Origin of the sequence: Thioalkalivibrio sp. AKL9 (assembly GCF_000377825.1) — a bacterium.
Classification (GTDB): domain Bacteria; phylum Pseudomonadota; class Gammaproteobacteria; order Ectothiorhodospirales; family Ectothiorhodospiraceae; genus Thioalkalivibrio; species Thioalkalivibrio versutus.
Genome location: NZ_KB905110.1, coordinates 101131 through 126343 on the forward strand (window position 1 = coordinate 101131; position 25213 = coordinate 126343).

The following is a 25213-nucleotide window of genomic DNA, read 5'->3' on the forward strand; positions in this document are numbered from 1 at the left end:
TGTGCGGATCCCCGAGCTTCTGGATGCCCTGCGCGCGGAGTACGGCGACCTGCAGTGGTGGCCGGCGGAGACGGCGTTCGAGGTGATGGTTGGCGCGGTGCTGACGCAGAACACCAGCTGGACCAACGTCGAGAAGGCGCTGGCCAACTTGCGCGGTATCGACGCGCTGTCGCCGGAGGGCTTGATGGCCCTGAGCCGGGAAGAGTTGGCCGAACACATTCGTCCCAGTGGCTATTTCAACGTGAAGGCGGATCGCCTGCGCCACCTGCTGGCCTTCCTGGAGGCGTCCGGCGGGATTGAGGGTCTGGCGGCGCTGGACACCGACGCGCTGCGCGCGGCGCTGCTGGGGGTCAAGGGTGTCGGACCGGAGACCGCCGACGATATCGTGCTGTACGCCTTCGGGCGCCCGGTGTTCGTGGTGGATGCCTATACCCGCCGGTTGTTCGAACGTCTGGACCTGCCGCAGGCACGGGCTCCGTACGATGCGCTGCGCGAGCACGTCGAGGTGGCTCTGGGGCCGGATGTGGCGGCGCTGAACGACCTGCATGCGCTGATCGTGGAACATGGCAAGGAGCGCTGCCGGCCGCGGCCGCGCTGTGATGCCTGTCCGGTGCGGCGGCACTGCACCCACGCCGAGGCCTGAAACCCACCGCCCGGCCGCTTGACGCCCGCGGCGGGGCGCCGGAACCTGAGAGGCATGTCCGACTGACCAGGGAGGTCCCATGCGTTACCTGTACACCCTGTTGATTATCGTGTTCGTCGCGGTGGTTGCGATCTTTGCGATCCAGAACCTGCGTCTCGTAACGCTCAACTTCCTCACCCTGTACGTAACCCTGCCACTGGCGCTGCTGATTGTCGGAATCTACCTGCTGGGCCTGGTCTCCGGGGGTGCCCTGGTCGCGTTGCTGAAGCGCTGGATACGCGGCGCCAGTCGTTGAGCCGCGTGGTGTCCTTCGGGGCGGCATCCCTCGATGGCTGACATGATCCGCCGCCATCCGCTGGCGGTGATCGTGGTGGCGCAGCTATTCGGGACGTCGCTGTGGTTTTCGGTCAACGGGGTCGGGCTGTCGCTGCAGCAGGCACTGGGGTGGTCGCCCGCCGAGATCGGCTGGCTCACGATGGCCACCCAGCTCGGTTTCATCACCGGGACCCTGGCGGTCGCCGCCACGGGGCTGGCGGACCGCTTTCGCGCCAGTCGTGTGTTCGCCATTTCGGCGCTTTTCGGGGCCGGACTCAACGCCATCTTCATCCTGCTCGCCGGCGTCTGGGAGCTGGCCCTGCTGACGCGCTTTCTGGTCGGGCTGGCACTGGCCGGGGTCTATCCGCTGGGCATGAAGCTGGTGATCGGCTGGACCCCGCAGTACAAGGGCTGGGCGCTGTCCTGGCTGCTCGGAATGCTGACCCTGGGGACCGCGCTCCCGCATCTGCTGCGTGGCGCCACGCTCGATTTCCCGTGGGCGGTGCCCGTGCTTCTGGCCTCGGGCCTGGCCCTGCTGGCCGCGCTGATGATCCTGCGTCTGGGCGATGGCCCGCATCTGCCGCCACCGGGGCGCACGCCGGGGCTCGGGAAGGGCTTCCATGCCCTGGCACGGCGGGATTTTCGCGCCGTGGCCGGGGGCTACTTCGGGCACTGCTGGGAACTGTATGCGTTCTGGACGCTGGTGCCTCTGCTGGTCGCCCGTGAGCTCGCACGGATGGAGGCCGATGCGGCCCTGATTCCGTGGCTGGCCTTTGGCGTGATCGCGCTGGGTCTGGCGGGCTGTGTCTGGGGTGGGCGCCTGAGTCGGGGCCTGGGAAGCCTGCGTGTGGCGCGGGTGGCACTGGCAACCTCGGGCCTGGCCTGTCTGCTGTACCCGCTGCTTGCGGGGCAGTCGCCCTGGTTGCTGTTCGGCCTCCTGGCGCTGTGGGGGCTCACGGTGATCGCGGACTCGCCCCAGTTCTCCGCGCTGGCCGCGGACAGCGCGCCGGAGGATGCCGTGGGTTCCGCGTTGAGCGTGATGAATGCGATCGGCTTTGCGCTGACCCTGCCGGGCATCTGGCTGACCGGCTGGTTATGGGCGGATGGCGGGGTTTGGGTCCTGTGGCTGTTGCTGCCCGGCCCGTTGCTGGGGCTTTGGGCGCTGGCGCGCCTGTCGGCGCCGCATCGCGCCCGGGAAGCCGTGGATTGACACGAGTGCCGGGCTGCGGCGGCCGCGCAGCCATGCGGGGCGCTCAGTTGCTGTGGGGTGCCGGGTCGGGTGCCGTCAGCAGGGTCTGTGCGCGCTGGAGCAGCTCGGCGGCGGCATCGGGCTGTTCGCGCAGGGCGCGGCTCCAGTGCGGGAACAGGTTCTGTTCCTCGCGGCCTTCGTGCTTGGCCAGCGCGCCGGAGATCAGGGCGAAGAACGGGGCCACGGCCCAGGCCTCGTCCGCGCCTTCGCTGAATTCGTGTTCCAGCATCGCGGTCTGTTCCAGGATCTCGTCGTGCTCGCGCAGCATGATCGAGGTGGGATCCTGGCCGTTCGGGCTGCGGGGCAGGTCCAGCAGGGGGACGATCAGGTCGTTTTCCACCTTCACGTGGCGCCGCAGGCCGTCGACATAGGCGTGGAAATCCGGCGCTGCGCCTTCGAGGTCGCCGGCGTTGACCTTGTGCAGGGCGCTGGCGAACAGGCGGTCGATGCGCAGGTGATCGCGTTCCAGCAGGTCGACCAGGTCCACCGGGGCGACGTCCTCGCGGCGTTGTACCGCGAGCTTCCACAAGGGCGGGCCGTCTTCGAGCACCCGCCAGTGGATGGCCTGACGCAGCTGCAGGCTGACCGCGTCCATCAGCATCTTCGGTTCCTGATCCAGCCAGACCTCGAAGACCTGACCGCTGCGCAGTTCGCGCAGGGTGTAGTACGCGCGGGTGTGGGCATGCTCGGCCAGGCCGCGGAGGTCGAGTACGAAATCAGCCACGGTCTGCGCTCGCGATACCCCGGCGTGCGGCCATGGCGGCACCGATGGCGCGGCGGTCTTCCGGGCCTAGCAGGTGCTCGGCAAAGGGGAGTACGGCGCGCTCTTCCAGATCGAGGTGGATGCGGTATTGGCGTATCCAGGCGTCGGCCCCGTCGAGGTCCGCCGGCTGGCCCGCGGCGATGCGTTGCAGGGCCGGCTCCAGTCGATCCCAGCCGGCCTCGATCTCGTCATGTTCGGCGGTCAGGCGGTCCAGCCATTCGCACAGTTGTGGATGACTCTCGGGGTGGCCACAGTGCTGGCGCAGCACGGGGAACAGGTCCTGGTCCTCGTCCGCGTGGTGGTTGGGCGCTGCCTCGTGAAAGTAGTTCAGGACCCGTTGCGCGGCGCCTCGGGCCTCTTCGTCGGCGCCTTTGTCGGCCAAATGGGCGGGCAGGCGCTCGAGGATGTCCAGAGAGTTGAGGATTCGGCGATGGCACGCCCGCAGCAACTCGATGGGCTGCTGGAATCCGGGAACACTTTCGTGGAGTTGCGCGTGCATGGGGTATCGGACCTTCGCAGAGTGGTCAACAAGCAGGCGACTTTCGCCGAAGCGCTCGCGCCCCGTCTTGATCTCGATCAATGTAAATTGAATATAGCTTAAAGTATGCTGTGCGAAACCTGGCCTGGAGCTTTTGATGCACCCTCGGAACCGGATGTTCATCCTCGCGGCCCTCGCCTATGCCCTGCTGGGCGGGCTGCTCGGCATCCTCTGGCTGGCCCATCCCGGCCTGATCCCCGGCAATGTGCCGCGCATCCATGGCCACCTGATGCTGCTGGGGTTCGTGACCATGATGATCTATGGCGTGGGTCTGCATGTGTTGCCGCGCTTTTCCGGACGTTCGCTGTTCTCCGAGCGCCTGGGCCATGTGCAGTTCCTGCTGGCGAATCTCGGGCTCCTGGTGATGATCGCGGGCTGGCTGGTCTTTCATAACCCGACCGTCGCGGTCGGCGGGGCGATGGCCTGGGGGGCGATGATCCTGTTCGCACTGAACATTGCACTCACCGTGCGTCACTACGGTCCGAAGGGGGCGTAATGAGTCATACGGAATACAACGGCTGCGAGTTGCCGGACGACCTGTTCTATGACCTGGATTATGTCTGGGTCCGTCCGGAGGACGACGGCACCTTTACCCTCGGGATTACCGATCCCGCCCAGACCATGGCGGGGCGGGTGCAGTACTTCCGCTTTCGCAAGCCGGGTTCGCACCGCGCCGCGGGCAAGCCGGTGGCGCGGCTGGAGTCCGGCAAGTGGGCGGGGGGCATCCCTACGCCGTTCGACGGCACCATTGAGCGCATCAATCCGGCCGTGGAGGCCGATCCGGGGCTGGTGAACGTGGCCCCCTATACCGCTGCCTGGGTCGTGGTGATGCGCCCGGACGATCCGGAAGCGGCGCTGGAGCGGCTACATACCGGGGCCGAGGCGATTGCCGGTCTGAAACAATGGGTCGATCGCTACGACATCCACTGCATGCGCTGCGCGGACTAAGGGCGGGATCATGAAAGTGGAACTGCTGGTGTCCGAGTGGTGCGCCTCCTGCCACGATGCCGAGCGCATCTGGCGCGAGGTTGCGGAAAACAAACAGATCGACTTCGCGGTGGTCGACATGGGCCAGCCCGAAGGGCGCGAACTGGCGACCCGGCTGCGCATCCGGTCGATCCCGGCCGTGGTGGTGGATGGCGAGCTCAAGCACATCGGGCTGCTGGATCGCACCGCCGCGACCGCACTGGTGGCGGAGGCCCCGGAACGCACACAGAAGGCCGCGCGCCATGTCGGGCTGGGGTTGTCGGCCTCCAGCCGGGCCTCGGTGCTGGGCGCGATGATCTGGCTGCTGATCGCGGGTGCCGCGTTGCCACTGGGCGGGTTCTTCCTCGAGGGTGCGGCGCGTCCGGCCGCGCTGCATGGCTTTACCCTGGGTTTTCTTCTGTTGCTGATCATGGGGCTTGGCGAGCACATGCTGCCGCGCTTTACCGGCCACCCGATCGCCAGTGGCTGGCTGTGGGCCTGGACGCCGCAGGTCCTGGTGCATCTGGCCGTGCTGGGCATGGGGCTCGGCTGGATCCTGGGCGTTGCGATGTTGACGGCGGTGGGTGCGGTGGCGGCGCTGGTCGGGCTGGTCCTGTTCACCCTTCGGGTGGTCCCGCTGCTGGTACGTCCGTCGTTGTGACCCGGGCGCGCGCTAAACTTGCGGTTCACGCAGCCAACGGAGTCCTCCTGTGAGTCTTTTCGAGAAGCGTATTCGCGAGCTGGAACAAAGCCTGCCGCATCTGGAACCAGGGGAGGTGGCGCGCTGGCTCGAGGAAGAGAAACCGTTTCTGCTGGTGGATGTGCGCCAGCCCGAGGAGGCGGCCGCGGGGACGATCGAGGGCGCGATCAACATCCCGCGGCCCAAGCTAGAGGCCGGTATCGAGTCTCATATGGCGGATGCGGACCAGCCCGTCGTGGTGTTCTGTGGCGGTCGCGGCCGGTCCCAGCTCGTGGCCGACAGCCTGCGCACGATGGGTATCAATGCGCATGTGCTGCGCGGGGGCTACGCGGCGTGGCGGGAGACCTGGCCTCGGTGAGGGCGCAAGGCAAAGGCTAGGGAGACGCTGATTAATTCGCACGTCCGCGTTGGTGCCCCGTTTTTTCCGAGACAAGGCGCGGTGCGCAGCGCCGTAGTCACTCTACGGTCAAACGCCGCAACGCAGGATCGGGGAAAATGGGGCGCCAACCCCTTGAGGGCTCGGCCGCCCGTTGTTGACGAAAATGGGCCCGCTGACCGCGTTGCGGCTTGCTTATGTAGCTCGGCTACACTTCGCTCACCGCGCCTTGTCAGCGAGAAAAATCGATCGAGCGCGGACGTGCGAATTAATCAGCGTCTCCCTATGTGCGGCTCCCGCTTACGAGCACTGTGATGGGCGCTATGGCTTTTTTGCCGGGTCTTGGCTAGTCTCCCGAGTAAGTTTCCCGGTTTCCGGAAATTCCCTGAATATTATTTGCCTGGCGCGTCTCCCCGGAGGCGCGTTCTGCATTCTGGAGTAAGAAAGTGAACAAGCCGAAGATCATTGTCTCCACCACGGACATGGAGCGCCTGGACAAGCTGCTGGAGTCCCTTCCGGATGGCAGTTTCCCCGGCAAGGCCGATCTCGAGTCCGAACTGGATCGCGCGGATGTCGTGGATTCGCACGAGGTTCCGGGTTCGGTGGTGACGATGAACTCGAAGGTCCGGTTCCGGGTGATCGAGTCCGGCGACGAGTTCTCGATGACACTGGTGTACCCGCGTGATGTGGACGAGAGTGGCGGCACGCTGTCGATCCTGGCGCCGGTGGGCAGTGCGCTGCTGGGCCTGTCCGAGGGCGACGAGATCGAGTGGCCGCGCCCGGGCGGGGGGCAGATGCACGTGCGCATCGAGGAGGTCGAGTACCAGCCGGAGCGCGCGGGCGAATACCACCGCTGAGGCGGCGTCCCCCCTCAGCCCCAGTAACCCTGGCGATACCACTGGCCGCTGCGCAGGCAGCGGTACAGCCAGAGCCGGCGGCCCTGACGGTCGCGGCTGCAAGCGTAGTCGCGGCGCGCGTCCTGGCCGTGATCCCACCAGCCATCTTCCAGTCGTCCCAGCCATTGGGGCTGGTCGGGGGGCGCGGCGGGCTCGGGGCCCTGTAGCCAGAGGGCAGTTCCGCAGGCCCGTTGGCCCGGGGTTGGAGCGGTGGGGGCCGGAGTGGTGGCGAGATCGTGTCGCGGCCGCTGGGCATCCTCCGGTCTCGGTGTGCGGCGGTTGATCAGGCGGGCGACGGCCTGCTCGCCCAGCCGGGCGCGCAGGCGAGCCAGCACGGCGGGTAGCTGATCGGCCGGTGGTCTGCTCGCCGGGTCTGCGGCGAGCAGACTGTCGCCCCGGGCCGGTGGGTCCAGCAAGCGGGGTGCCTGCAGGCGCAGGCCGATCACCGCCGCCGGCAGGGTCTCGCGATCCAGTCGGGTCTGCCACAGGGGCAGCCACTCGTCGGTGCGAATGCCCGGCTGCCCGCGCTCCAGTGAGATGCGGGTACACGCCTCGCGGTGGGCCAGTTCCAGTGTCATCCCCTGCAGGCTGCGGTTCAGGCCGCGCAACTGCGCCTCGGCCTGGCGCAGCAGCCGCTTGAGCGGGAAGGCCAGGGTCGCCGTGGCGTGGATCTCGTGCTCCAGGCGCAGGGACAGATCCAGCACCGGGGGTGGCGCAAAGCGGGGCAGGGTCTCCGCGCGCCGCGCCAGCAGTCGGTCCAGCAGGTCCAGCAACTCCGGTCCGTGGCGTCGGGCCAGTTCGGGGCGCGACAGGCGCAGCAGATCGCCCAATTGGCGCAGGCCCACGGCGCGCAGGCCCTCGCGGGTCGCGGCGGCCAGCGGCAGGGCCTCCAGCGGAACCAGGGACAGGATGCGGCGCAGGGCCTCGGGGTCTTCCGCGATCGCGGGGTTGCGCAGGCGGGCCAGCAGGCGCGCGGCGGCGGGGCTGCGGGCCAGGCCAATACGGGGATGGAAGCCCAGTTCGGTCAGCGTGTCCCGCGCCTGGTGGCGCAGGGCCTCGAGGCCGCCGAACAGGCGGCGGCTGCGCCCGACCTCCACCAGGATGCGCTGTGCCTCCGGCTCCGGGTGCACGTGATCGGAGAACCGCAGCAGTACGCCGGCCAGCATCTCCAGTTGGGCCTGCAGGGTGTCCGGGGCATGCTCGACCAGTTCCGGGGTATCCAGCACCGCCAGGGCATCCCCCAGCGCCATGCCGGGGCGGGCACCCGCCTGGCGGGCGGCGCGGTTGGCGGCGTGCACTCGGGGGGCAGGGTCGGATTCCACCACCAGCAGGGGGCGCTGAAGCCGCCCGGGGTCCGGCTCCGTCCGGGCCAGCGCATCCAGCGCAAGGTGCGGCAGGTCGATTGCCATCCAGTGTTCCTGCCGCGGCCGGGCGGCGCGGGTGGCGGTGTGCGTCTCCGGTGGCCGGGGTGCGGTGGCGGGCAGGGCTGCGGCCGGAAGCAGGCTCAGTTGTTGTCGGACCGGCTCCGGGTGTGTGGCCGCACGCGAGGGACGGGCAGGCTGGCCCATCTCAGGCCTCCGGTGGTTCGGGAACCTGCAGGGGGTGGCCGGAGCGGGCCCAGTGGCCGGCCCCCTTCAGGCAGTGCAGTTCCAGGCCGGAGGCCGCGGGCTGCCAGCGCAGGCGCTGGTGGGCCGGCGAAGGCTGTGCCGCGGCGTTTGGTGGCCGGTACAGGATCGTGCAGGCCCGGCTCTCGCTGGCAGCCAGACGCAACCGGCGTAGCAGGGCCGTCTCCACGGGGCCGCGCAGCCAGGCGAGCAGGACGCCAAAGGCGGGATCGCGCAGGCACTGTTCGCCGGCCCACAGGGTGTCGCGGTCGTGCTCGGTGTGGATCAGCAGGACCCGCTCCGGCGGGATTCCGAGGGTCTGCCAGCCCGGCAGCCAGGGCGTGGCCGGGGGCGCGATCACCGCGATCCAGTAGCCGTCGCGGCCGCAGGCGGCCAGCATGGGGACCAGCAGCCGGGTCTCGCCACAGCCGAACGGGGCCCCCAGCAGTTCGATCAGCTGGCCGCGCGGCCAGCCGCCGCCCAGGGCCCGGTCCAGTTCCGTATGGCCACTGGGCCAGACCGGGGCATCCGTGGCCGGGGCAGCACTGCGCCCGCGCCAGAGCGCCGGGTGGTCGAGCAGGGTATCCAGCGCGCCCATGGCTTAGGTCTGGGGTTCGAGATCGCGCAGTACGCCCACGCCGATCCCCTCGATGGCCAGTTCCTGGCGCTCGAGGTCGATCTCGATGGGGGCGAAGTCGGGGTTCTCCGGGAGCAGGCGCACCTTCGGGCCGTCCTGCGCGAAGCGCTTGACGGTGACCTCGTCCTCGATGCGGGCGACCACGATCTGGCCGGGCCGGGCCTCCGGGGTCTGGCGCACGGCCAGCAGGTCGCCGTCGAGGATGCCGGCGTCGCGCATGCTCTCGCCGTGTACGCGCAGGAGATAGTCCGGGCGGCCGCGGAACAGGGCGTCGTCGACCCGATAGTGGCGCTCGATATGCTCGGTGGCAAGGATCGGCGAGCCGGCGGCGACGCGCCCGACCAGAGGGAGTTCGGCCGGTGCGCCACGGGCGGCGCCCGGCAGGCGTATGCCGCGGGAGGTGCCGCCCAGCAGTTCGATCGTGCCTTTCTTCTCCAGGGCCTTCAGATGGCACTCGGCCGCGTAGGGCGAGCGGAAGCCGAAGGCCCGGGCGATCTCGCTGCGGGTCGGTGCCGTGCCCTGGGTGGCGATGGTCTCGGCGATGTAGTCGAAGATGGCTTGCTGGCGTGCAGTGAGCGACACGGGGCACCCTCCGGTTGCTGTCTATATATACAGTACAGGGGTCGCTGGCGCGAGGACAAGAGCGGCGCATCCATCCGGAGTGCGTGTTTGCTCCTGACGGCCGGTTTGTTCCACCACGAAGCGCACGAAGAAGGTCAAGGGCGGTTGCGCCACAGAGGATTACGGAGAAAACCCAGGGAGGTGTTGCGGCCCGGGCGTAGGATGCTGTTGAGCGAAGCGAAACGCATCGATCCGGGAACCTCGCCACCCTTGGGATGGCTACACGATGCGCTTCGCTTCGCTCATCACATCCTGCCGGCCCTTGCCTTTCTTCGTGCCTTCGTGGTCAATCCGCCCTGGGTCTTGATGTGGTATTCAGGTGGGGGTGTAGTCCAGTGGCAGGGCGGTGCGGTCGACCACGCGGCGCAGCACGAAGCTGGAATGGACGCTGTCCACGCCCTCCAGTCGGGTGATGCGGCGCAGCAGGAATTCCTGGTAGGCATCCATGTCGGGGACGACCACCTGCAGCATGTAGTCCGCCGACTGGCCGGTGATCAGGTAGCAGTGCTGGACCTCGGCGTAGCTCGCCACGGTCTCCTCGAAGTGGGCGAAGCGCTCCGGGGTGTGGCGGTCCATGCCGATATGGATCAGGGCGGTCAGCTCCAGCCCCAGGCTGCGCCGATCCAGCAGGGCTACGCGGCTCAACAGGACGCCGGCCTGTTCCAGCGCACGTACCCGACGCAGACAGGGGGAGGGGCTGAGCCCCACGCGATCGGCCAGGGCCTGATTGGACAGGCTCGCATCCTCCTGCAGGATCTCGAGGATGCGGCGGTCATAGCGGTCGAGTCGGTGTGGTTCGGATTTCATGGTTGAATATTGCTCTACAGTGGCTTTATTGCGCAAGGATAGTGCGCAACTATTGCGTTCTTAGGGAAAAACGCAAGGTTATGCCGGGGACAATGCGTTAGGATAATGCACAGATAGAAATCCGGAGCGTGGCACCCGACCACACGGCGAGGCCGCGCCCCTTACAGGAGATGAACACGATGGCCTTCGATCACACCAAGTACGCCCCGTTCCCGCCGATCGACAAGTCCGATCGGCGCTGGCCGGCGCAGCGCACCACGGCCGCCCCTCGTTTCTGCGCGGTGGACCTGCGCGACGGCAACCAGGCGCTGGTGCACCCGATGAGCGTGGAGCAGAAGATGCGCTTCTTCGAGGTGCTGGTGGAAATCGGTCTGACCGAGATCGAGATCGGCTTCCCGTCCGCCTCGCAGATCGACTACGACTTTACCCGCCGCCTGATCGATGAAGACCGGATCCCCGAGGGCGTGTACATCCAGGTGCTGACCCAGGCGCGCGAGGACCTGATCCAGAAGACCTTCGCGGCGCTGGAGGGCGCCCCGCGCGCGGTGGTGCACGTGTACAACTCCACCAACCCGGCGCAGCGCGAGCAGGTCTTCCGCATGGATCGCGACGGCGTGCGCGGCATTGCCGAAAACGGTGCGCGCTGGGTGCGTGACCATGCGGCGAAGTACCCGCAGACCGACTGGATCTTCCAGTACTCGCCGGAGAGCTTCTCCACCACCGAACTGGACTTCGCGGTCGAGGTGGTCGATGCGGTGAATGCGATCTGGCGCCCGGACCAGGGCCAGAAGGTCGTGATCAACCTGCCGGCCACGGTCGAGTCCGCCACGCCGAACGTCTTTGCCGACCAGGTCGAGTGGTTCTGCGACCACGTGCAGTACCGCGAGCATTTCTGCGTGTCGCTGCATACGCACAACGACCGGGGCACCGGCGTGGCCGCGGCCGAGCTGGGGCTGCTGGCCGGGGCCGACCGCCTGGAAGGCACGCTGTTCGGCAATGGCGAGCGCACCGGCAACATGGATCTGGTCACCGTCGGCATGAACCTGTACTCGCAGGGCATTGACCCGACCATTGACCTGTCCGACATGGAGCGGCTGATGGACGTGTACAAGGAGTGCACCGACATGCCCATCAACCCGCGCCACCCGTGGGCGGGCGAGCTGGTCTACACCGCCTTCTCCGGCAGCCACCAGGACGCGATCCGCAAGGGCCTGGCGCATTACAAGGAGAAGGGCGGCCACTGGAACGTGCCCTACCTGCCGATCGACCCGAGCGATCTGGGCCGGCGTTACGAGGAAGTCGTGCGCATCAACAGCCAGTCCGGCAAGGGTGGGGTCACGCATGTGCTGGAGCGCGACTACGGCATCGAATTGCCGCGCTGGCTGGCGATCGAGTTCGCCCGCATCGTGCAGAAGGATGCCGAGACCTCGCAGATCGAGGTCTCCTCGAAGCGCATCCACGAGCTGTTCGAAAAGCATTACCTGACGCCGGTTACCGGCTGGGATCTGGTGCGTTACGAGATCGAGAAGGACGGTCCCGTGGTGCGGCTGGATGCGACCATGGGCCCGCCCGGGCGTGAATCCCGCCTGCGGGGCGAGGGCCACGGCGCGGTTGCGGCGCTGACCTCTGCCATGGAGGCCGAGCGTGGCGTGCAGGTGAAGGTCACCCACTTCGACGAGCACGCGATGGAGTCCGGCACCGAGGCCCGCGCCATGGCCGCCGTGGATCTCACCGTCGACGGCGAACGCTCTGTGGGCGTCGCTCTGGGCGAGGACACCACTGCCGCCACGCTGCAGGCCGTCCTGAACGCTACCGGCCGCCGTCTGGGTGAACGCGCTGCCGAGCCGGCCGCCGTTAACGCCTGATTCCGGCGGGGCCCCGCCCCTGCCAGTCTGCGGTCTACCGTAGGGTGCGTAGAGCAAAGCGAAACGCACCGTCACCCAGGCGTTTGGGTCGCGATGCGATTCGCTGCGCTCATCGGCATCCTACCTACGGATAGGTTGGATGCCCGAGGCGTCAGAATCGACGAACGGTCAGCCCCATCGATGAAGCCGCATCCGCGAGGACGTTGTCTGCGGTGGCGATCACCGGAATCTCATGGTGGCGCGCGGTTGCGATGTGCAGCGCGTCCAGCGTCCGCAATGGATGTTCGGGATAGCGGGTGATCAGGTTGGTCGCTTCGTCGAACAGTGAGTCGTCGAAGGGATAGAGTTGTAACGAGGCGCTGGAGATGTCGTCCTGGAAGGTGGCGAAGATGATCGTTTCCAGTTCCTGCGGCAGCTCCCCTATGCGTCGGCGTCGTGCGAGCAGGGACCGCAGTTCGGTCGCTACCAGGCGGCTGATGATCGCGACGTCGACGCGCTGCAGATAGTCGACGAAGGCCTCGGATCCCGGTTCGTTCAAATACCACTTGGCCAGGGCACTGGTGTCGAGGTAGCTCCGTTCATCCGCGCTCGTCACGTTCTTCCCTCAGGAGGGTTTCCGAGGGAACCAGTGGTCCGGTGCGCTGGCGAAGTTCGTGGTGGTCGGGGCGCTGGCGCCCGCGACGAACGGGCAGGACCCGTGCAATGGGCTTTCCGTGACGGGTGATGGTGATTTCCCCGGACGCCTGGACGATTTCGTCCAGATGCCCAATGGAGGCTCGCATTTCGCGGACGTTGAGCTCTTTCATGGCGCCTCCCTAAGTGTGCTTCATTTTTCGATATTGAAGCACACCGCCGTGTGTTCGGCAATGACGGGGCCGAGTGAGTAGTAAAGGGGGTTAACGTACGCGTTTCTCCAGCATGGTTTGCATGCGGGTCAGGCGTTCCTGGAGCTTGAGGGTTTCCTGCTGTATCTCGTGGATCTCCGCGTGCAGGGCCTGGTTCTCTTCGTGCACGCTGTCGTGGATCATCTGCTGCTCGATCTCCATCGAGCGGTCGTGCATGCGCTGCATGGCGTCCACGATGATGGCGATGAACAGGTTCAGCACGGTGAAGGTGGCGATCAGGATGAAGGGCACGAAGAACGCCCAGGCCCAGGGGTAGATTTCCATCACCGGGCGGGCGATGTCCTCGGACCAGCCCTCCAGCGTCATCACCTGGAACAGGCTGTACATGGTGGCGCCGAGCGTGCCGAACTTCTGCGGGAAGGATTCACCAAACAGGCCGGTAGCGATGATCGCGAACACGTAGAAGATCAGCACCAGCAATCCCATGATGGAGATGATGCCGGGGATCGCCCGCAGCAGCGCCTCCACGATGAAGCGCAGCTTCGGCACCATGGAGACCAGGCGCAACAGACGCAGCACGCGCAGCACGGAGAATGGCCCCGAGGCCGGGATCAGTGCGATCCCCACCACGAAGAAATCGAACACGTTCCACGGGTTGCGCCAGAACCGCAGGCGGTAGACGAACAGCTTGGCCAGCACCTCGGCGGTGAAGATCGACAGGATGATGGCGTCCGCACTCAGGATCACCGGGCCCATCCAGCCCATTACGGTGTCCGAGGTCTCGAGTCCCAGGGTCAGGGCGTTCAGCAGGATCAGGCCAATGATGAAGCGCTGGGTCAGCCGGGCCTCGATAAAGTGTTCCAGGCGTGCGCGCAGCGTGGGGGTTTCGCTCATGGTGTCGAAGATCGTTGGAGTCCTTGGGGACGCGCAAGAGTAGGGTAAAGCCGGGGTTCCGGCAATCGCGCGAGCGCAAGCACGCGCCACGTCAGGAGTGCCTGGAAGACGGCACGAATGGACAGATTCCCGGGAACGGAAGGAGAGCAGGGATGTGGGATGAACGTTACGCCGAGGACGACTACGTCTACGGCACTGAACCGAATGATTTTCTGCGCGCGGCAGTGGCCAACGTGCCGCGCGGGCGGGCCCTGTGCCTGGCCGAGGGGGAGGGCCGCAACGCGGTGTTCCTGGCGCAGCAGGGGTTCGACGTGCTGGCGGTGGACAGCTCCGCGGTCGGCCTGCAGAAGGCCCAGCGTCTGGCCGAGGACCGGGGGGTACAGATCGAGACCCTGGTGGCGGATCTCGCCGACTACGCGATCGACCCGGACTCCTGGGATCTGATCGTATCGATCTTTTGCCATTTGCCGCCGGACGTTCGGCGTCGCCTGCACGCCGAGGTGGTCGCGGGCCTGCGCCCGGGCGGGGTGTTCATCCTCGAGGCCTATACGCCGGCGCAACTCGAATGGGGCACGGGAGGTCCGCCCACTGCGGAGTTGATGATGACGCGGGAGGCGCTGACCGAGGAGCTGGACGGGCTGGAGTTCGAAGAGGCCGTGGAACGCGAACGCGACGTGATCGAGGGGCGTTTCCACACCGGGCGCGGCGCGGTGGTGCAGGTCCTGGCGCACAAGCCGCGGAACGACTGGGGCTAGACGCGGGCGCGCCCGTTCTTGGAGGTTGCCGGGCCGGTGTTCAGGCCGCTGCGGGCGGGACGGCCACACCCGCTTCGCGCAACCAGTTTCCCAGGGTGATCAGCGGTAGCCCCACCAGCGCGGTCGGGTCGTCGCCGCTCATGCGCGCGAACAGGCTGATGCCCAGCCCCTCGGACTTGAAGCTGCCGGCACAGTCCAGCGGCTGGTCCAGTGCAACGTAGCGCCGGATCTCCTCGGCGCTCAGCTCGCGGAAGGTCACGGTGAACGGGACCTGGCCTGTCCGCACCTTCCCGGTGGCCGTGTCCAGCAGGCACAGGCCGGTGTGGAACGTAACCGTTTCCCCGGACAGCGCCGCGAGTTGCGCCTCGGCGTGGACGCTGTCGCCGGGCTTGCCGAGGACCTGCCCGGCGTGGCTGGCGTTCTGGTCGGAGCCGATGACCAGATGGTCGGGATAGACATCGGCGACCGCCCGGGCCTTGGCCTCGGCCAGGCGTGCCACCATCGCCTCGGGCAATTCATGCGCCAGAGGGGTCTCGTCCACCGCCGGGCGCGCGGTCTCGAATGGCAGATGCAGCCGCTCCAGCAGTTCGGCGCGATAGCGCGAGGTGGAGGCGAGGACCAGTCTTCGTGCGGTATCAGCCATCGTCGCCGTCGATCTCGATCAGGGCGTCGTCCGGATTGGCGGCGGCCCCCTTGGTGATGTTCACTGCGGTGACCGTGCCGGATACGGGTGCGGCGATTTCCGATTCCATCTTCATCGCCTCCAGCACCAGCACTGGCTGCCCGGCTTCGACCTTGTCACCCTCGGCCACCAGCACGTCGATGATGGTGCCGGGCATGGAGGTAGTGACGTCGCCCGGCCGGGTCGCACGGCGCGACTTCTTGCCTCCGCTGGCCCCGCGGGTGCGTTCGGCGCCGCCGTTGCCGGCGGTCTCGATGCTGTCCAGGGTCTCGATCTGGACCTCTTCCGGCATCCCGTCGACCGTCACGTACATCGGGCGGGTGTCCTCCCGGTGATGGCCGGAGCCGTTGACCTGGATGTGATAGGTCTCGCCGTGGAAGGTGACGTTGAACTCCACCGGGGCCGGGCAGCCGGCCTGGGTGTTCTCTGGCAGGTTGAGCGGTTCCGGGCTGAGCGTGCCGTCGCGGCGCTGCTCCAGGAATTGCCGACCCACCTCGGGGAACAGGGCGAAGGTCAGGACATCCTCCGGGCCCAGGGCGAGGTCTCCGATCTCGTCAGTCAGGGTGGCCATCTCCGGTTTCAGCAGGTCGGCCGGGCGGCAATCGATGACATCGGCATTGCCGATGGCCTGTTGCCGCACGACGCTGTTGATCGGGCCGGGCGCCCGGCCGTAGTGCCCGGTCAGGTATTGCTTCACCTCGTTGGTGATGGTCTTGTAGCGCTCCCCGGCGAGGACGTTCATCACCGCCTGGGTGCCGACGATCTGCGAGGTGGGGGTGACCAGCGGCGGGTAGCCGAGATCCTCGCGTACCCGGGGGATCTCTTCCAGCACCGCATCAAAGTGATCCAGCGCGTTCTGGTCACGCAGCTGGTTCGCCAGGTTGGAGATCATGCCGCCGGGCACCTGGTTGATCTGCACGCGGGTGTCGACGCCGGTGTACTCACTCTCGAAGCGCTGGTACTTCTTGCGCACCTCGTGGAAGTACAGCCCGATCTTCTGCAGCGCGACCAGATCCAGGCCCGTGTCGTGCTCGGTGCCGGCGAGGGCGGCGACCAGGCTCTCCGTTGGCGGGTGGCTGGTGCCCCCGGCGAATGCCGAGATCGCGGTCTCGATATGCCGGCAGCCGGCCTCGATGGCCTGCCAGTGGCACAGCTCGGACAGCCCCGATGTGGCGTGGGCGTGCAGGTGGATCGGCACGTCCAGGGCATCCACCAGCTCGGTGACCAGCTCGCGGGTGGCGCTGGGGGTGAGCAGCCCGGCCATGTCCTTGATCGCGATGCTCTGCGCGCCCATCGCGACCAGCTCGCGTCCCAGGGCGACGAATTCGGCGGCCGAATGCACCGGTCCGGTGGTGTAGCAGAGCGTGCCCTGGGCATGGGCGTCGGCCTCGCGGGTGGCCTCGATCGCGGTGCGCAGGTTTCGCGCGTCGTTCATCGCGTCGAAGATGCGGATGATGTCGATGCCACCGGCGATCGAGCGTTCGACAAAGGCGCGCACCACGTCGTCGGCGTAGTGGCGATAGCCGAGCAGGTTCTGCCCGCGCAGCAGCATCTGCAGCGGGGTGTTCGGCAGCGCGGCCTTCAGCCGGTGCAGCCGCTCCCAGGGGTCCTCCTTGAGAAACCGCACGCAGGCATCGAAGGTGGCACCGCCCCAGGCCTCCAGCGAGTGAAAGCCGATGGCGTCCATCTGCTCGCAGATTGGCAGCATGTCCTCGGTGCGCATGCGCGTGGCGATCAGGCTCTGGTGGCCGTCGCGCAGGGTGACATCGGTGATGTGAACTCGATCCATGGTCAGTCCGGTGGCCGGGGTTATAACCCGTGGTGGGCGGCGAGGGCTGAGGCAACGGCCACCGCCAGTTGGCGGTCCGAGCGCTTGCCGGGGAAGTGCGTCAGCTCCGGGTGGGCCGCGACGAACCCGGTATCGAAGTGCCCGCTGCGGAAGGTCGGGTGGTCAACGATGGCCAGGTGGAACGGGATGGTGGTCTTGACCCCGAACACGCCCATGTCCCGCAGGGCACGATTGGCGCGGGCCAGCAGGTCGTCCCACTCCAGGGCCCAGCAGATCAGCTTGGCGCACATCGAGTCGTAATGCGGCGGGATGGTGTAGCCGGTGTAGATGGCCCCGTCGGTGCGAACGCCCGGGCCGCCCGGGGCGAAGTAGCGGGTGATGCGGCCGAAGCTCGGCAGGAAGTCGTTCTTCGGGTCTTCCGCGTTGATGCGGAACTCCATCGCATAGCCGCGGCGGGTGATCTGCGATTGTTCGTAGCGCAGCGGCTCGCCGGCGGCGATGCGCAGCTGTTCCTGCACGATGTCGACCCCGGTGATCATCTCGGTAACTGGATGTTCTACCTGAAGTCGTGTGTTCATTTCCATGAAATAGAACGAATCATCCGCATCCATCAGGAACTCGACGGTGCCGGCGTTTTGGTAGCCGACGGCGAGCGCGGCGCGCACCGCCAACTCGCCCAGATACTGGCGCTGCGCCTCGTCCAGTTGTGGCGAAGGGGCGATCTCCACCAGCTTCTGGTGGCGGCGCTGCACCGAGCAGTCGCGTTCGAACAGGTGGATCGCATGGCCGTGGGCATCGCCGAGGATCTGCACCTCGATGTGTCGCGGATTGACCACGGCCTTCTCGAGGAAGATCTCGGTGCTGCCGAAGGCACGGGTGGCCTCGGAGCGCACGCGCTCGAAGTTGTGCTCCAGAGCGGCGGCATCCTCGCACAGGCGAATGCCGCGTCCGCCGCCGCCATTGGTGGCCTTGAGCATCACCGGATAGCCGATGCGCTCGGCCACCTCCAGCGCCGCGGTGACGCCCTCCAGGTTCCCCTCCGAGCCGGGTGTGACCGGTACGCCGGCCTCGATCATCGCCCGGCGCGCGGCCACCTTGTCGCCCATGCGGCGGATCACCGACGTATCCGGGCCGACCCAGATCAGGTTGCGGGCGGCGCAGGCCGCGGCAAAGTCGGGGTTTTCGGAGAGGAAGCCGTAGCCCGGGTGCACCGCGTCACAGCCGGCGGCGCGCGCGACGCTGATCAGGCGATGGATGCTGAGGTAGCCGCCCATGGAGTCCGGGCCGATGGCGTAGGCCTCGTCGGCCTTCTTCACGTGCAGGGCGTGGCGGTCGGCATCGGTATAGACCGCGACCGAGATGATCCCCAGTTCGCTGCATGCCCGGATCAGGCGCACGGCGATTTCGCCCCGGTTGGCAATGAGCAGCTTGCGAATCAAACGGAAGGCCCCGGGCAGGTCGATGACAACCCGAGTATCGACGTCGTTCGGGGCGGCTGCAAGTTTCTGTTTCGCTTTGACAGATCGCCCTCGCGCGCGTATATTCCGCGCCCTTGCAACCGAGCCGTTTATGAGTCGCATCCCCGTTTCTCTTGACCCGTGGCAACCGCGTGCGCGGCACCTGGAATTCGAGGGTGACCTGCGTGCGGAAGAGCTGCCGCGGTTGCGTGCCGATGCCCTGCCGGGACACCCGTTGCGGGTGCACGCGCAATTCCAGCTGGAACGCGGGGCGCTGGACGAGATACGGCTGAGCGGGATGATTACCGGCGAGCTGTGGCAGACCTGCCAGCGCTGCCTGCAGCCGATGGCATGGGAATTCCGCCTTGAACCGGATGCCGTGCTGCTGCCACCGGAAGGCACTCCGGCGGGCATGAGCGAGGGCGATGACTTTGTCGCTCTCGAGGCGGATGGCCTGTTGCGCCCCGCGGCATGGGTCGAGGAAGAGATCCTGCTGGCGTGGCCACTGGTGCCGCGCCATGCGGACTGCGAACCCGCCGCCGGGGCCGAATTCGAGGAAGGCGAGGGCGCCGAAAATCCGTTCGCGGTGCTCGAACAACTCAAGAAGGGCGGCCCGGACCGGGGCGGCTCATGACGTGAGCGCCGGCCGGGGCATTGTCCGGGCCGAACCGTTATACTTGCGCCCGATTTGATACCGGGCTCACTCCCGTCGCCACGGGATTTTGATCAATCTGGAGATGCATCATGGCTGTTCAGCAACGCCGCAAGACTCGTTCCAAGCGCGATATGCGCCGCTCCCACGACAGTCTGACGGGCGCTACTCTGTCGACCGACCCGACCACCGGCGAGATCCATCGTCGTCACCACATGACTCCGGATGGCTTCTACCGCGGTCGTCAGGTGATCCAGCAGGCCGTCGAAGTCGACGAAGACGAAGATTAAGGTCCAGGGAATGACCGTCCCGGGGCCACGGCTGCGTTTGCGCCGTGGCCTTTCCGCGTTTGAATACGGCCGCTGTGCGGTCGTCCGTCGGGCCCGAGCATGACTGCCAGTTTTACCATCGCACTGGACGTGATGGGCGGCGACCACGGTGCGTCCGTCATCCTTCCGGCTGCGCGCCGTTCACTGAAGGTCGCAGACGATTTCCGCCTGCTGCTGGTCGGTGACCAGGAGACCATCGAGTCCGGGATATCCGGCTGGTCCGCGAGCGAACGCGAGCGGGTCGAGATGGTGCATGCCAGCCAGGTGGTCGGCATGGACGAGCTGCCGGCCGTGGCCCTGCGCACCAAGCGCGACTCCTCGATGCGGGTCGCCATTGACCAGGTGAAGAACGGGGCGGCCCAGGCCTGCGTTTCCGCCGGCAATACGGGTGGTCTGATGGCCACTGCGCGGTACGTCCTGAAGACCCTCCCCGGCATTGATCGTCCGGCCATCGCCACGGCCCTGCCGTCGATGAACGGGCATACCCACATGCTCGACCTGGGCGCCAATGTGGATGTCGAGGCCGCGCATCTGTATCAGTTCGCGGTGATGGGATCGGTGCTGGCGAATGCGGTGGACGGCCTGGAGGCCCCGCGGGTCGGCCTGCTGAACATCGGCTCCGAGGCGATCAAGGGCAATGACCGCGTGCGCGAGGCCGGCCGCATGCTGGAAGAATCCAGCCTCAATTACATCGGCTTCGTCGAGGGGAACGATGTCTACTGTGGCGACGTGGACGTGGTGGTTTGTGACGGCTTTGTCGGCAACGTCGCGCTGAAGATCAGCGAAGGCGTGGCCAAGATGATCTCCTCCAAAATGAAGGCGGAGTTCGATGCATCGGTGTTTTCTCGATTGTCCGGCCTGTTCGCACTGCCGGTACTGCGCCGGATCCGTCATCGGTTCGATCACCGCCGCTACAACGGCGCTTCGCTGCTGGGCCTGCAGGGTGTGGTGATCAAGAGCCACGGCAGTGCCGACGAGCTGGCCTTCGAGCACGCGATCCGCATTGCCCGCATCGAGGCCGAGGCGAACATCTCGAGTCGGATCGACAAGCAGCTTGGCCAGCTCCTGGGCCAGGAGACAAGCGAGTGAAGCATGCACGCATCAGCGGGACCGGGAGCTACCTGCCCGAGCGCATCCTGACCAACGCCGAGCTGGAGGCGATGGTCGATACCTCGGATGCCTGGATCCGCGACCGCACCGGAATCCGCGAGCGGCATATCGTCGCCGAGAATGAGGTGACCTCGGATCTCGCGCTGAAGGCCGCCGAGCGTGCAATGGACGCTGCCGGCATCCGTGCCGCCGACCTCGACCTGATCCTGGTCGCAACCACCACCCCCGATCAGATCTTCCCCAGCACCGCGTGCATCCTGCAGGCTAAGCTGGGTGTGGGGGGCTGTCCGGCCTTCGATATCCAGGCGGTGTGCAGTGGGTTCGTGTATGCCCTGGCCACTGCCGACCGCTTCATGCAGAGCGACGAGATCCGGCATGTGCTGGTCGTGGGGGCGGAGACGCTCTCGCGCATTACCGACTACACCGACCGCGGAAACTGCATCCTGTGGGGCGACGGTGCGGGTGCCGTGATCCTGTCGCGATCGCCGGACCCGGGCATCATCTCCACGCACCTGCATGCCGACGGCCACCACAAGAGCCTTCTGGAGGTGCCGGGTGGCGTGTCGCAGCCGGATAGCAACCCGGATCTCGACTTCATTCGCATGGAAGGCCGAGCCGTCTTCCGCGTGGCAGTGAATACCCTGGACCAGATCGTCGACGAGACCCTCGAGTACAACGGGATCGACAAATCCGAGCTGGACTGGCTGGTGCCGCACCAGGCGAACATCCGCATCATCCAGGCGACCGCGAAGAAGCTGAACATGTCCATGGACAACGTCGTGGTCACGGTGGATCGCCACGGCAACACCTCGGCCGCGTCCATCCCGCTGGCGCTGGATACCGCCGTGCGCGATGGTCGCATCAAGAAGGGTGACCTGATCCTGACCGAGGCCTTTGGCGGCGGATTCACCTGGGGCTCCGCGCTCATCCGGATGTAACCGGGGTCCGCGGACGCGTCATCGCGAGGCGCGCAGCGCCGTGGCGATCGACCGGGAGGGTCCTCGGCGTCCTGGGGAAACACAAGGAGCATTTGGCATGGGCCGCGAGATCGAACGCAAATTCCTGCTGGCCAGTGATGCCTGGCGTGACCGTGTCGTGCGTGCGCAGCGCATGCGGCAGGGCTACCTGTGCGGCAACGACCGTGCGTCCATCCGCGTGCGGGTGGACGAGGCGGGCGCCAACCTCAATATCAAGAGCGCGACCCTCGGCGTGGAACGCGACGAATACCAGTACGACATCCCCGTGGACGAGGCCCACCGCCTGCTGGACACGCTGGCCGGCCCGCAGGTCGAAAAGACCCGCCACTGGGTGGACGTCGAGGGCTGGGAATACGAGGTCGACGTGTTCGAGGGCGCCAATGCAGGCCTGATCGTCGCCGAGCTGGAGTTGCCGAGCAGCGACGCCGAATTCCCGCGTCCGGACTGGCTGGGCGAGGAGGTGTCGCACGACCCGCGCTACTACAACACCGAACTCGCCCGGAATCCCTATCGCGAGTGGCCGGATGCCTCCTAGCGAGATCTTCGCCGCGGATTGCCGCGCCTGCCCGCGCCTGGCGGGCTTTCTGGAGGATGTGCGGGCGAAGCACCCCGAATATCACGCCGCGCCCGTGCCGTCCTTCGGCCCGCTGGATGCGCGGCTGCTGATCGTTGGCCTGGCACCCGGTATGCACGGGGCCAACGCCACCGGGCGCCCGTTCACCGGCGACTATGCCGGTGTGCTCCTGTATCAGACCCTGCACGAACACGGCTTCGCCAGTGCACCGGAGAGCGTGCGCGCGGACGACGATCTGGAGCTAATCGACTGCCGCATCACCAACGCGGTCAAATGCCTCCCGCCGCAGAACAAGCCGACGACCGAAGAGATCCGCACCTGCAACGGGTTCCTCGCCGCCGAGATGGCGGCGATGCAGCCGCGGGTAATTCTGGCGTTGGGCAAGATCGCCCACGACGCCATCCTGCGCGCGAAGGGCCTGCCGCTGTCCAGTCTGCGCTTTGGCCACGGCGCCGAACACGAGCTGGATGCGCACACCCGTCTGATCGACTCCTACCACTGCTCGCGCTACAACACCCAAACCCGCCGCCTGACTCCCGCCATGTTCGCCGAACTCTTCGCCCGCATTCGCACCTACCTCGCGTAGATATTCGCGTCGGAGGTCAAATCTTCCAGTCATTGCGAGGCGCTTAAGGCGCCGTGGCAATCGACGGGGCCGGCGAGGCGGTCAACTACTTATGCGATCAGCACCCGAAGTGGCGGCAAAAGTGGGCGCGGATATCTGCAAAGGTTGGTTCTCCCAGTTTTGCGTACTGATGGGTGATCAGTCGGCTACTGAGGGTGAAGATCTTGTCGTAGCGGACCCAACTCGTTTTGGGAAGAGAACCCTCTGTCAGCACCTCGGAGGTGATTTCGACCGCATGAGTGCGGGTCGGTGCCGACGTGACCGCGAGAGCAGCAAAATCTCCGAAGCGATCGACCTCGGAAAGGACCAAAACGGGGCGGCGTTTGCGGGTCGTCAGGTCCGAAAAGGGGAATGGGATTGCAACGATGGCCCCCGGCTCAGCGGTCATCCCAGACCTCGTCCTCGGGGGTGTCCCAAATCGGTCCCAGTGTCGTCTCCTGCGCCTTCTTGAGGTCTTCGATCGGGGTGTCACTCAAACCGTGCTTGGCCTCCAGATAACCAATGAAATCGAGCACCTCGCGCGAGAGGGGCTCCGGCAGGCGCTTGGCCTCCTGATAGATCTGTTCGGCGATGTCCATGGTTCGACCCTCTCGAGACGTTGGCCTCCGGGGCGGGAGGCAAGAGACAAACTGAGTATCAGGATAGCCCGAACATCGCCGGGCTCGCACGCGGGCTATGCCGGGCGGCGGGGGAGTTCGGGTATCCTGAAACGATCATGAGTACCTCCGAAACCGGATTCGATCACAAGCGCTTTGTGCAGACGCTGACGCAGTCGCCCGGCGTCTACCAGATGCTGGATGCGGCCGGGAACGTGCTGTACGTCGGCAAGGCGCGCAACCTGAAGAGCCGGGTGCCCAGCTATTTCCGTGGGAGCGACGACCGCGGCCCGCGCATCCGCTCGATGGTGCGGCAGATCGCGGATATCCGTGTCGCGGTGACGCATACCGAGGCCGAGGCGTTGCTGCTGGAGGCCAACCTGATCAAGCGTCACCGGCCGCGCTACAACGTGCTGCTGCGTGACGACAAGAGCTACCCCTACATCTACGTCTCGAACCAGGAATACCCGCGCCTGGGGTTTCATCGCGGCGCGCGCAAGAAGGGCATGCGCTACTTCGGGCCGTACCCCTCGGCCGGCGCGGTGCGCGAAAGCCTGGCGCTGCTGCAGAAGCTCTTCCAGGTGCGCCAGTGCGAGGACAGCGTGTTCGCGCACCGTTCGCGCCCCTGCCTGCAGTACCAGATCGGGCGTTGCACCGCGCCCTGTGTCGGCTACATCTCGCCGGAGGACTACGCGCGCGACGTCGAGGCATCGGTCAAGTTCCTCGAAGGCAAGAGCGAGGCGGTGATCGAGGAGCTGATGGAGCGCATGGAGGCGGCCTCGATGCGCCTGGACTTCGAGCATGCCGCGCGCCTGCGCGACCAGATCGCACGGCTGCGCCAGATCTCCGAACAGCAGTTCGTCTCCGGCGGCGAGGGGGATGCCGACGTGTTTGCCCTGGCGCAGGAGGCGGGGACCTGCGCGGTGGAGATCTTCTTCGTGCGCAACGGCCAGAACCTGGGCAACAGCGAGCTGTTCCCGAACGTGCCGGAGGCGACCGAGACTGACGAGATCATGGCCGCGGTGCTGGCCCAGTACTACGCGGAACGCGAGCCGCCGGCGCGCATCCTGCTGTCGCACGAGCCGCAGGGCGCCGAGACCCTGGAGGCTTACCTGGCCGAGCGGCGGGGCGGCAAGGTTGCCCTGGCCTGGTCGCTGCGCGGTGACCGCGCACGCTGGCTGGACATGGCGCGGCGCAATGCCGAACTGGCCCTGAAGACCCGGATTGCCAGCCAGGCGGGACAGACGGCGCGCCTCGATGCGCTGACCAGCGAGTTGGGCCTGGAGGAGACGCCCAAGCGCATGGAGTGCTTCGACATCTCGCACACCGGCGGTGAGGGCACGGTGGCCTCCTGCGTCGTGTTCGGGCCGGAAGGGCCGATCAAGTCGGATTATCGGCGCTTCAACATCGAGGGGATCGAACCGGGCGATGACTACGCGGCCATGCATCAGGCGCTCAGCCGGCGCTTTGCACGGCTGAAGAAGGGCGAGGGGCAGGAACCGGATATCCTGTTCATCGATGGCGGCAAGGGCCAGGTGACCCAGGCGCTGAACGTGCTGGCCGACCTCGGGCTGGACCACATCAAGGTCGTGGGCGTGGCCAAGGGCGAGGATCGCAAGGCGGGCATGGAAACCCTGATATTGAGCGGGGTAGAGGCGCCCTCTATACTCCCCGCGCATTCGGGTGCGCTGCATTGGATCCAGCAGATCCGCGACGAGGCCCACCGCTTTGCGATCACCGGGCACCGCGCCCGCCGTGCCAAGGCGCGCAAGGAGTCCACCCTGGAGGCGATCCCGGGGCTGGGGCCGAAGCGTCGCAGCGCACTGCTGAAGCACTTTGGCGGCCTGCGCGGGGTCAGCCGGGCCGGGGTCGAGGAGCTGACCAAGGTGCCGGGGATTCACCGCCGGCTCGCGCAGGCGATTTACGACCAGTTTCACGAGAGTTGAGC

At 66.9% G+C, this 25213-nt stretch carries 31 protein-coding genes; 17 read left to right on the forward strand and 14 right to left on the reverse strand.

The window, feature by feature from the left end; all coding sequences use genetic code 11:
• Nucleotide 1: 1 nt before the first annotated feature.
• The 3 genes from D573_RS0109075 to D573_RS0109085 all read left to right on the forward strand — a co-directional run bounded on the left by D573_RS0109075 (nt 2) and on the right by D573_RS0109085 (nt 2168).
• A complete protein-coding gene (locus tag D573_RS0109075) occupies nt 2–643 on the forward strand; it encodes an endonuclease III domain-containing protein (protein WP_018938078.1) in 642 nt (213 codons plus the stop codon).
• A 79-nt stretch (nt 644–722) separates the two neighbouring features.
• Complete coding sequence (locus D573_RS0109080; protein WP_018144183.1) at nt 723–938, forward strand: lipopolysaccharide assembly protein LapA domain-containing protein; 216 nt, start codon at nt 723–725, stop codon at nt 936–938.
• Nucleotides 939–980: 42 nt separating this feature from the next.
• Nucleotides 981–2168 (forward strand): nitrate/nitrite transporter, encoded by a 1188-nt coding sequence (locus tag D573_RS0109085; RefSeq protein ID WP_018175766.1) that lies wholly within the window; start codon nt 981–983, stop codon nt 2166–2168.
• A gap of 43 nt (nt 2169–2211) precedes the next feature.
• On the opposite strand, the gene D573_RS0109090 is transcribed toward D573_RS0109085, so the two are convergent.
• Entirely contained in the window at nt 2212–2931 is a 720-nt protein-coding gene (locus D573_RS0109090) for a hemerythrin domain-containing protein (protein ID WP_018938077.1), read from the reverse strand.
• The gene (locus tag D573_RS0109095) at nt 2924–3550 is read right to left on the reverse strand and encodes a hemerythrin domain-containing protein (protein WP_018938076.1); all 627 of its coding nucleotides are present in this window, start codon (nt 3548–3550) and stop codon (nt 2924–2926) included. Before D573_RS0109095 ends, D573_RS0109090 begins: the two co-directional genes overlap by 8 nt.
• Before the next feature lie 55 nt (nt 3551–3605).
• Between D573_RS0109095 and D573_RS0109100 the strand changes: the two genes are divergently transcribed.
• The 5 genes from D573_RS0109100 to rnk all read left to right on the forward strand — a co-directional run bounded on the left by D573_RS0109100 (nt 3606) and on the right by rnk (nt 6407).
• Entirely contained in the window at nt 3606–4004 is a 399-nt protein-coding gene (locus D573_RS0109100; protein ID WP_026182008.1) for a hypothetical protein, read from the forward strand.
• Nucleotides 4004–4456 carry a glycine cleavage system protein H gene (locus D573_RS0109105; RefSeq protein ID WP_018938075.1) on the forward strand — a complete coding sequence of 151 codons (453 nt, stop codon included), beginning with the start codon at nt 4004–4006 and terminating at the stop codon, nt 4454–4456. Before D573_RS0109100 ends, D573_RS0109105 begins: the two co-directional genes overlap by 1 nt.
• A gap of 10 nt (nt 4457–4466) precedes the next feature.
• Complete coding sequence (locus D573_RS0109110) at nt 4467–5135, forward strand: thioredoxin family protein (protein WP_018175769.1); 669 nt, start codon at nt 4467–4469, stop codon at nt 5133–5135.
• A 49-nt stretch (nt 5136–5184) separates the two neighbouring features.
• Nucleotides 5185–5532: a rhodanese-like domain-containing protein gene (locus D573_RS0109115; protein ID WP_018170048.1), complete on the forward strand. Its 348-nt coding sequence runs from the start codon at nt 5185–5187 to the stop codon at nt 5530–5532.
• A gap of 464 nt (nt 5533–5996) precedes the next feature.
• The gene (gene rnk, locus D573_RS0109120) at nt 5997–6407 is read left to right on the forward strand and encodes a nucleoside diphosphate kinase regulator (RefSeq protein ID WP_018144175.1); all 411 of its coding nucleotides are present in this window, start codon (nt 5997–5999) and stop codon (nt 6405–6407) included.
• A 14-nt stretch (nt 6408–6421) separates the two neighbouring features.
• On the opposite strand, the gene D573_RS0109125 is transcribed toward rnk, so the two are convergent.
• The 4 genes from D573_RS0109125 to D573_RS0109140 all read right to left on the reverse strand — a co-directional run bounded on the left by D573_RS0109125 (nt 6422) and on the right by D573_RS0109140 (nt 10115).
• Complete coding sequence (locus tag D573_RS0109125) at nt 6422–7855, reverse strand: DNA polymerase Y family protein (protein WP_018938074.1); 1434 nt, start codon at nt 7853–7855, stop codon at nt 6422–6424.
• 160 nt (nt 7856–8015) lie between these two features.
• Nucleotides 8016–8648 (reverse strand): translesion DNA synthesis-associated protein ImuA, encoded by a 633-nt coding sequence (gene imuA / locus D573_RS0109130; protein WP_018938073.1) that lies wholly within the window; start codon nt 8646–8648, stop codon nt 8016–8018.
• Between the two features lie 3 nt (nt 8649–8651).
• Nucleotides 8652–9269 (reverse strand): transcriptional repressor LexA, encoded by a 618-nt coding sequence (lexA, locus tag D573_RS0109135; RefSeq protein ID WP_018938072.1) that lies wholly within the window; start codon nt 9267–9269, stop codon nt 8652–8654.
• Between the two features lie 354 nt (nt 9270–9623).
• Entirely contained in the window at nt 9624–10115 is a 492-nt protein-coding gene (locus tag D573_RS0109140; protein WP_018938071.1) for an Lrp/AsnC family transcriptional regulator, read from the reverse strand.
• A 179-nt stretch (nt 10116–10294) separates the two neighbouring features.
• Here D573_RS0109140 and D573_RS0109145 point away from each other — a divergent pair, with 179 nt between their 5' ends.
• Complete coding sequence (locus D573_RS0109145; RefSeq protein ID WP_018938070.1) at nt 10295–11980, forward strand: 2-isopropylmalate synthase; 1686 nt, start codon at nt 10295–10297, stop codon at nt 11978–11980.
• A gap of 151 nt (nt 11981–12131) precedes the next feature.
• On the opposite strand, the gene D573_RS0109150 is transcribed toward D573_RS0109145, so the two are convergent.
• From D573_RS0109150 to D573_RS0109160, 3 genes are all read right to left on the reverse strand, one after another.
• Nucleotides 12132–12575, reverse strand: a complete 444-nt coding sequence (locus D573_RS0109150; protein ID WP_018938069.1) for a type II toxin-antitoxin system VapC family toxin — start codon at nt 12573–12575, stop codon at nt 12132–12134.
• Nucleotides 12559–12786 carry a type II toxin-antitoxin system Phd/YefM family antitoxin gene (locus D573_RS0109155; protein WP_018938068.1) on the reverse strand — a complete coding sequence of 76 codons (228 nt, stop codon included), beginning with the start codon at nt 12784–12786 and terminating at the stop codon, nt 12559–12561. Before D573_RS0109155 ends, D573_RS0109150 begins: the two co-directional genes overlap by 17 nt.
• A gap of 90 nt (nt 12787–12876) precedes the next feature.
• A complete protein-coding gene (locus tag D573_RS0109160; RefSeq protein WP_018649964.1) occupies nt 12877–13719 on the reverse strand; it encodes an ion transporter in 843 nt (280 codons plus the stop codon).
• 152 nt (nt 13720–13871) lie between these two features.
• On the opposite strand from D573_RS0109160, the gene D573_RS0109165 reads away from it, so the two are divergent.
• A complete protein-coding gene (locus D573_RS0109165) occupies nt 13872–14474 on the forward strand; it encodes a cyclopropane-fatty-acyl-phospholipid synthase family protein (protein ID WP_018175775.1) in 603 nt (200 codons plus the stop codon).
• Nucleotides 14475–14514: 40 nt separating this feature from the next.
• Here the strand turns inward: D573_RS0109165 and D573_RS0109170 are convergent, their stop codons facing one another.
• From D573_RS0109170 to D573_RS0109180, 3 genes are read right to left on the reverse strand one after another with little or no spacing between them, the layout of a single operon-like run.
• The gene (locus D573_RS0109170; protein ID WP_018649966.1) at nt 14515–15117 is read right to left on the reverse strand and encodes a nucleoside triphosphate pyrophosphatase; all 603 of its coding nucleotides are present in this window, start codon (nt 15115–15117) and stop codon (nt 14515–14517) included.
• Nucleotides 15110–16945 (reverse strand): sodium-extruding oxaloacetate decarboxylase subunit alpha, encoded by a 1836-nt coding sequence (gene oadA / locus D573_RS0109175; protein ID WP_018938067.1) that lies wholly within the window; start codon nt 16943–16945, stop codon nt 15110–15112. The genes D573_RS0109170 and oadA overlap by 8 nt, the downstream gene beginning before the upstream one ends.
• A gap of 20 nt (nt 16946–16965) precedes the next feature.
• Nucleotides 16966–18384, reverse strand: coding sequence for an acetyl-CoA carboxylase biotin carboxylase subunit (locus D573_RS0109180; protein ID WP_018938066.1), 1419 nt, complete (start codon nt 18382–18384; stop codon nt 16966–16968).
• Nucleotides 18385–18514: 130 nt separating this feature from the next.
• Here D573_RS0109180 and D573_RS0109185 point away from each other — a divergent pair, with 130 nt between their 5' ends.
• The 6 genes from D573_RS0109185 (at nt 18515) to D573_RS0109210 (ending at nt 22630) form a co-directional block, all read left to right on the forward strand.
• The gene (locus D573_RS0109185) at nt 18515–19036 is read left to right on the forward strand and encodes a DUF177 domain-containing protein (protein ID WP_018170039.1); all 522 of its coding nucleotides are present in this window, start codon (nt 18515–18517) and stop codon (nt 19034–19036) included.
• A gap of 110 nt (nt 19037–19146) precedes the next feature.
• On the forward strand, nt 19147–19344 hold the full coding sequence (gene rpmF / locus D573_RS0109190; protein WP_018144163.1) for a 50S ribosomal protein L32: 198 nt from the start codon (nt 19147–19149) through the stop codon (nt 19342–19344).
• Nucleotides 19345–19443: 99 nt separating this feature from the next.
• Nucleotides 19444–20472: a phosphate acyltransferase PlsX gene (plsX, locus tag D573_RS0109195; RefSeq protein WP_018144162.1), complete on the forward strand. Its 1029-nt coding sequence runs from the start codon at nt 19444–19446 to the stop codon at nt 20470–20472.
• A complete protein-coding gene (locus tag D573_RS0109200) occupies nt 20469–21431 on the forward strand; it encodes a beta-ketoacyl-ACP synthase III (RefSeq protein WP_018144161.1) in 963 nt (320 codons plus the stop codon). Before plsX ends, D573_RS0109200 begins: the two co-directional genes overlap by 4 nt.
• 97 nt (nt 21432–21528) lie before the next feature.
• Nucleotides 21529–22005 carry a CYTH domain-containing protein gene (locus D573_RS0109205; protein ID WP_018938065.1) on the forward strand — a complete coding sequence of 159 codons (477 nt, stop codon included), beginning with the start codon at nt 21529–21531 and terminating at the stop codon, nt 22003–22005.
• Nucleotides 21995–22630, forward strand: coding sequence for a uracil-DNA glycosylase (locus D573_RS0109210; protein WP_018938064.1), 636 nt, complete (start codon nt 21995–21997; stop codon nt 22628–22630). Before D573_RS0109205 ends, D573_RS0109210 begins: the two co-directional genes overlap by 11 nt.
• A gap of 97 nt (nt 22631–22727) precedes the next feature.
• Here the strand turns inward: D573_RS0109210 and D573_RS0109215 are convergent, their stop codons facing one another.
• Nucleotides 22728–23057 carry a type II toxin-antitoxin system PemK/MazF family toxin gene (locus D573_RS0109215; RefSeq protein ID WP_018938063.1) on the reverse strand — a complete coding sequence of 110 codons (330 nt, stop codon included), beginning with the start codon at nt 23055–23057 and terminating at the stop codon, nt 22728–22730.
• Nucleotides 23047–23247 (reverse strand): DUF2281 domain-containing protein, encoded by a 201-nt coding sequence (locus D573_RS0109220; RefSeq protein ID WP_018144158.1) that lies wholly within the window; start codon nt 23245–23247, stop codon nt 23047–23049. Before D573_RS0109220 ends, D573_RS0109215 begins: the two co-directional genes overlap by 11 nt.
• 137 nt (nt 23248–23384) lie before the next feature.
• Between D573_RS0109220 and uvrC the strand changes: the two genes are divergently transcribed.
• Complete coding sequence (gene uvrC, locus D573_RS0109225) at nt 23385–25211, forward strand: excinuclease ABC subunit UvrC (RefSeq protein WP_018938062.1); 1827 nt, start codon at nt 23385–23387, stop codon at nt 25209–25211.
• Nucleotides 25212–25213: the final 2 nt, after the last annotated feature.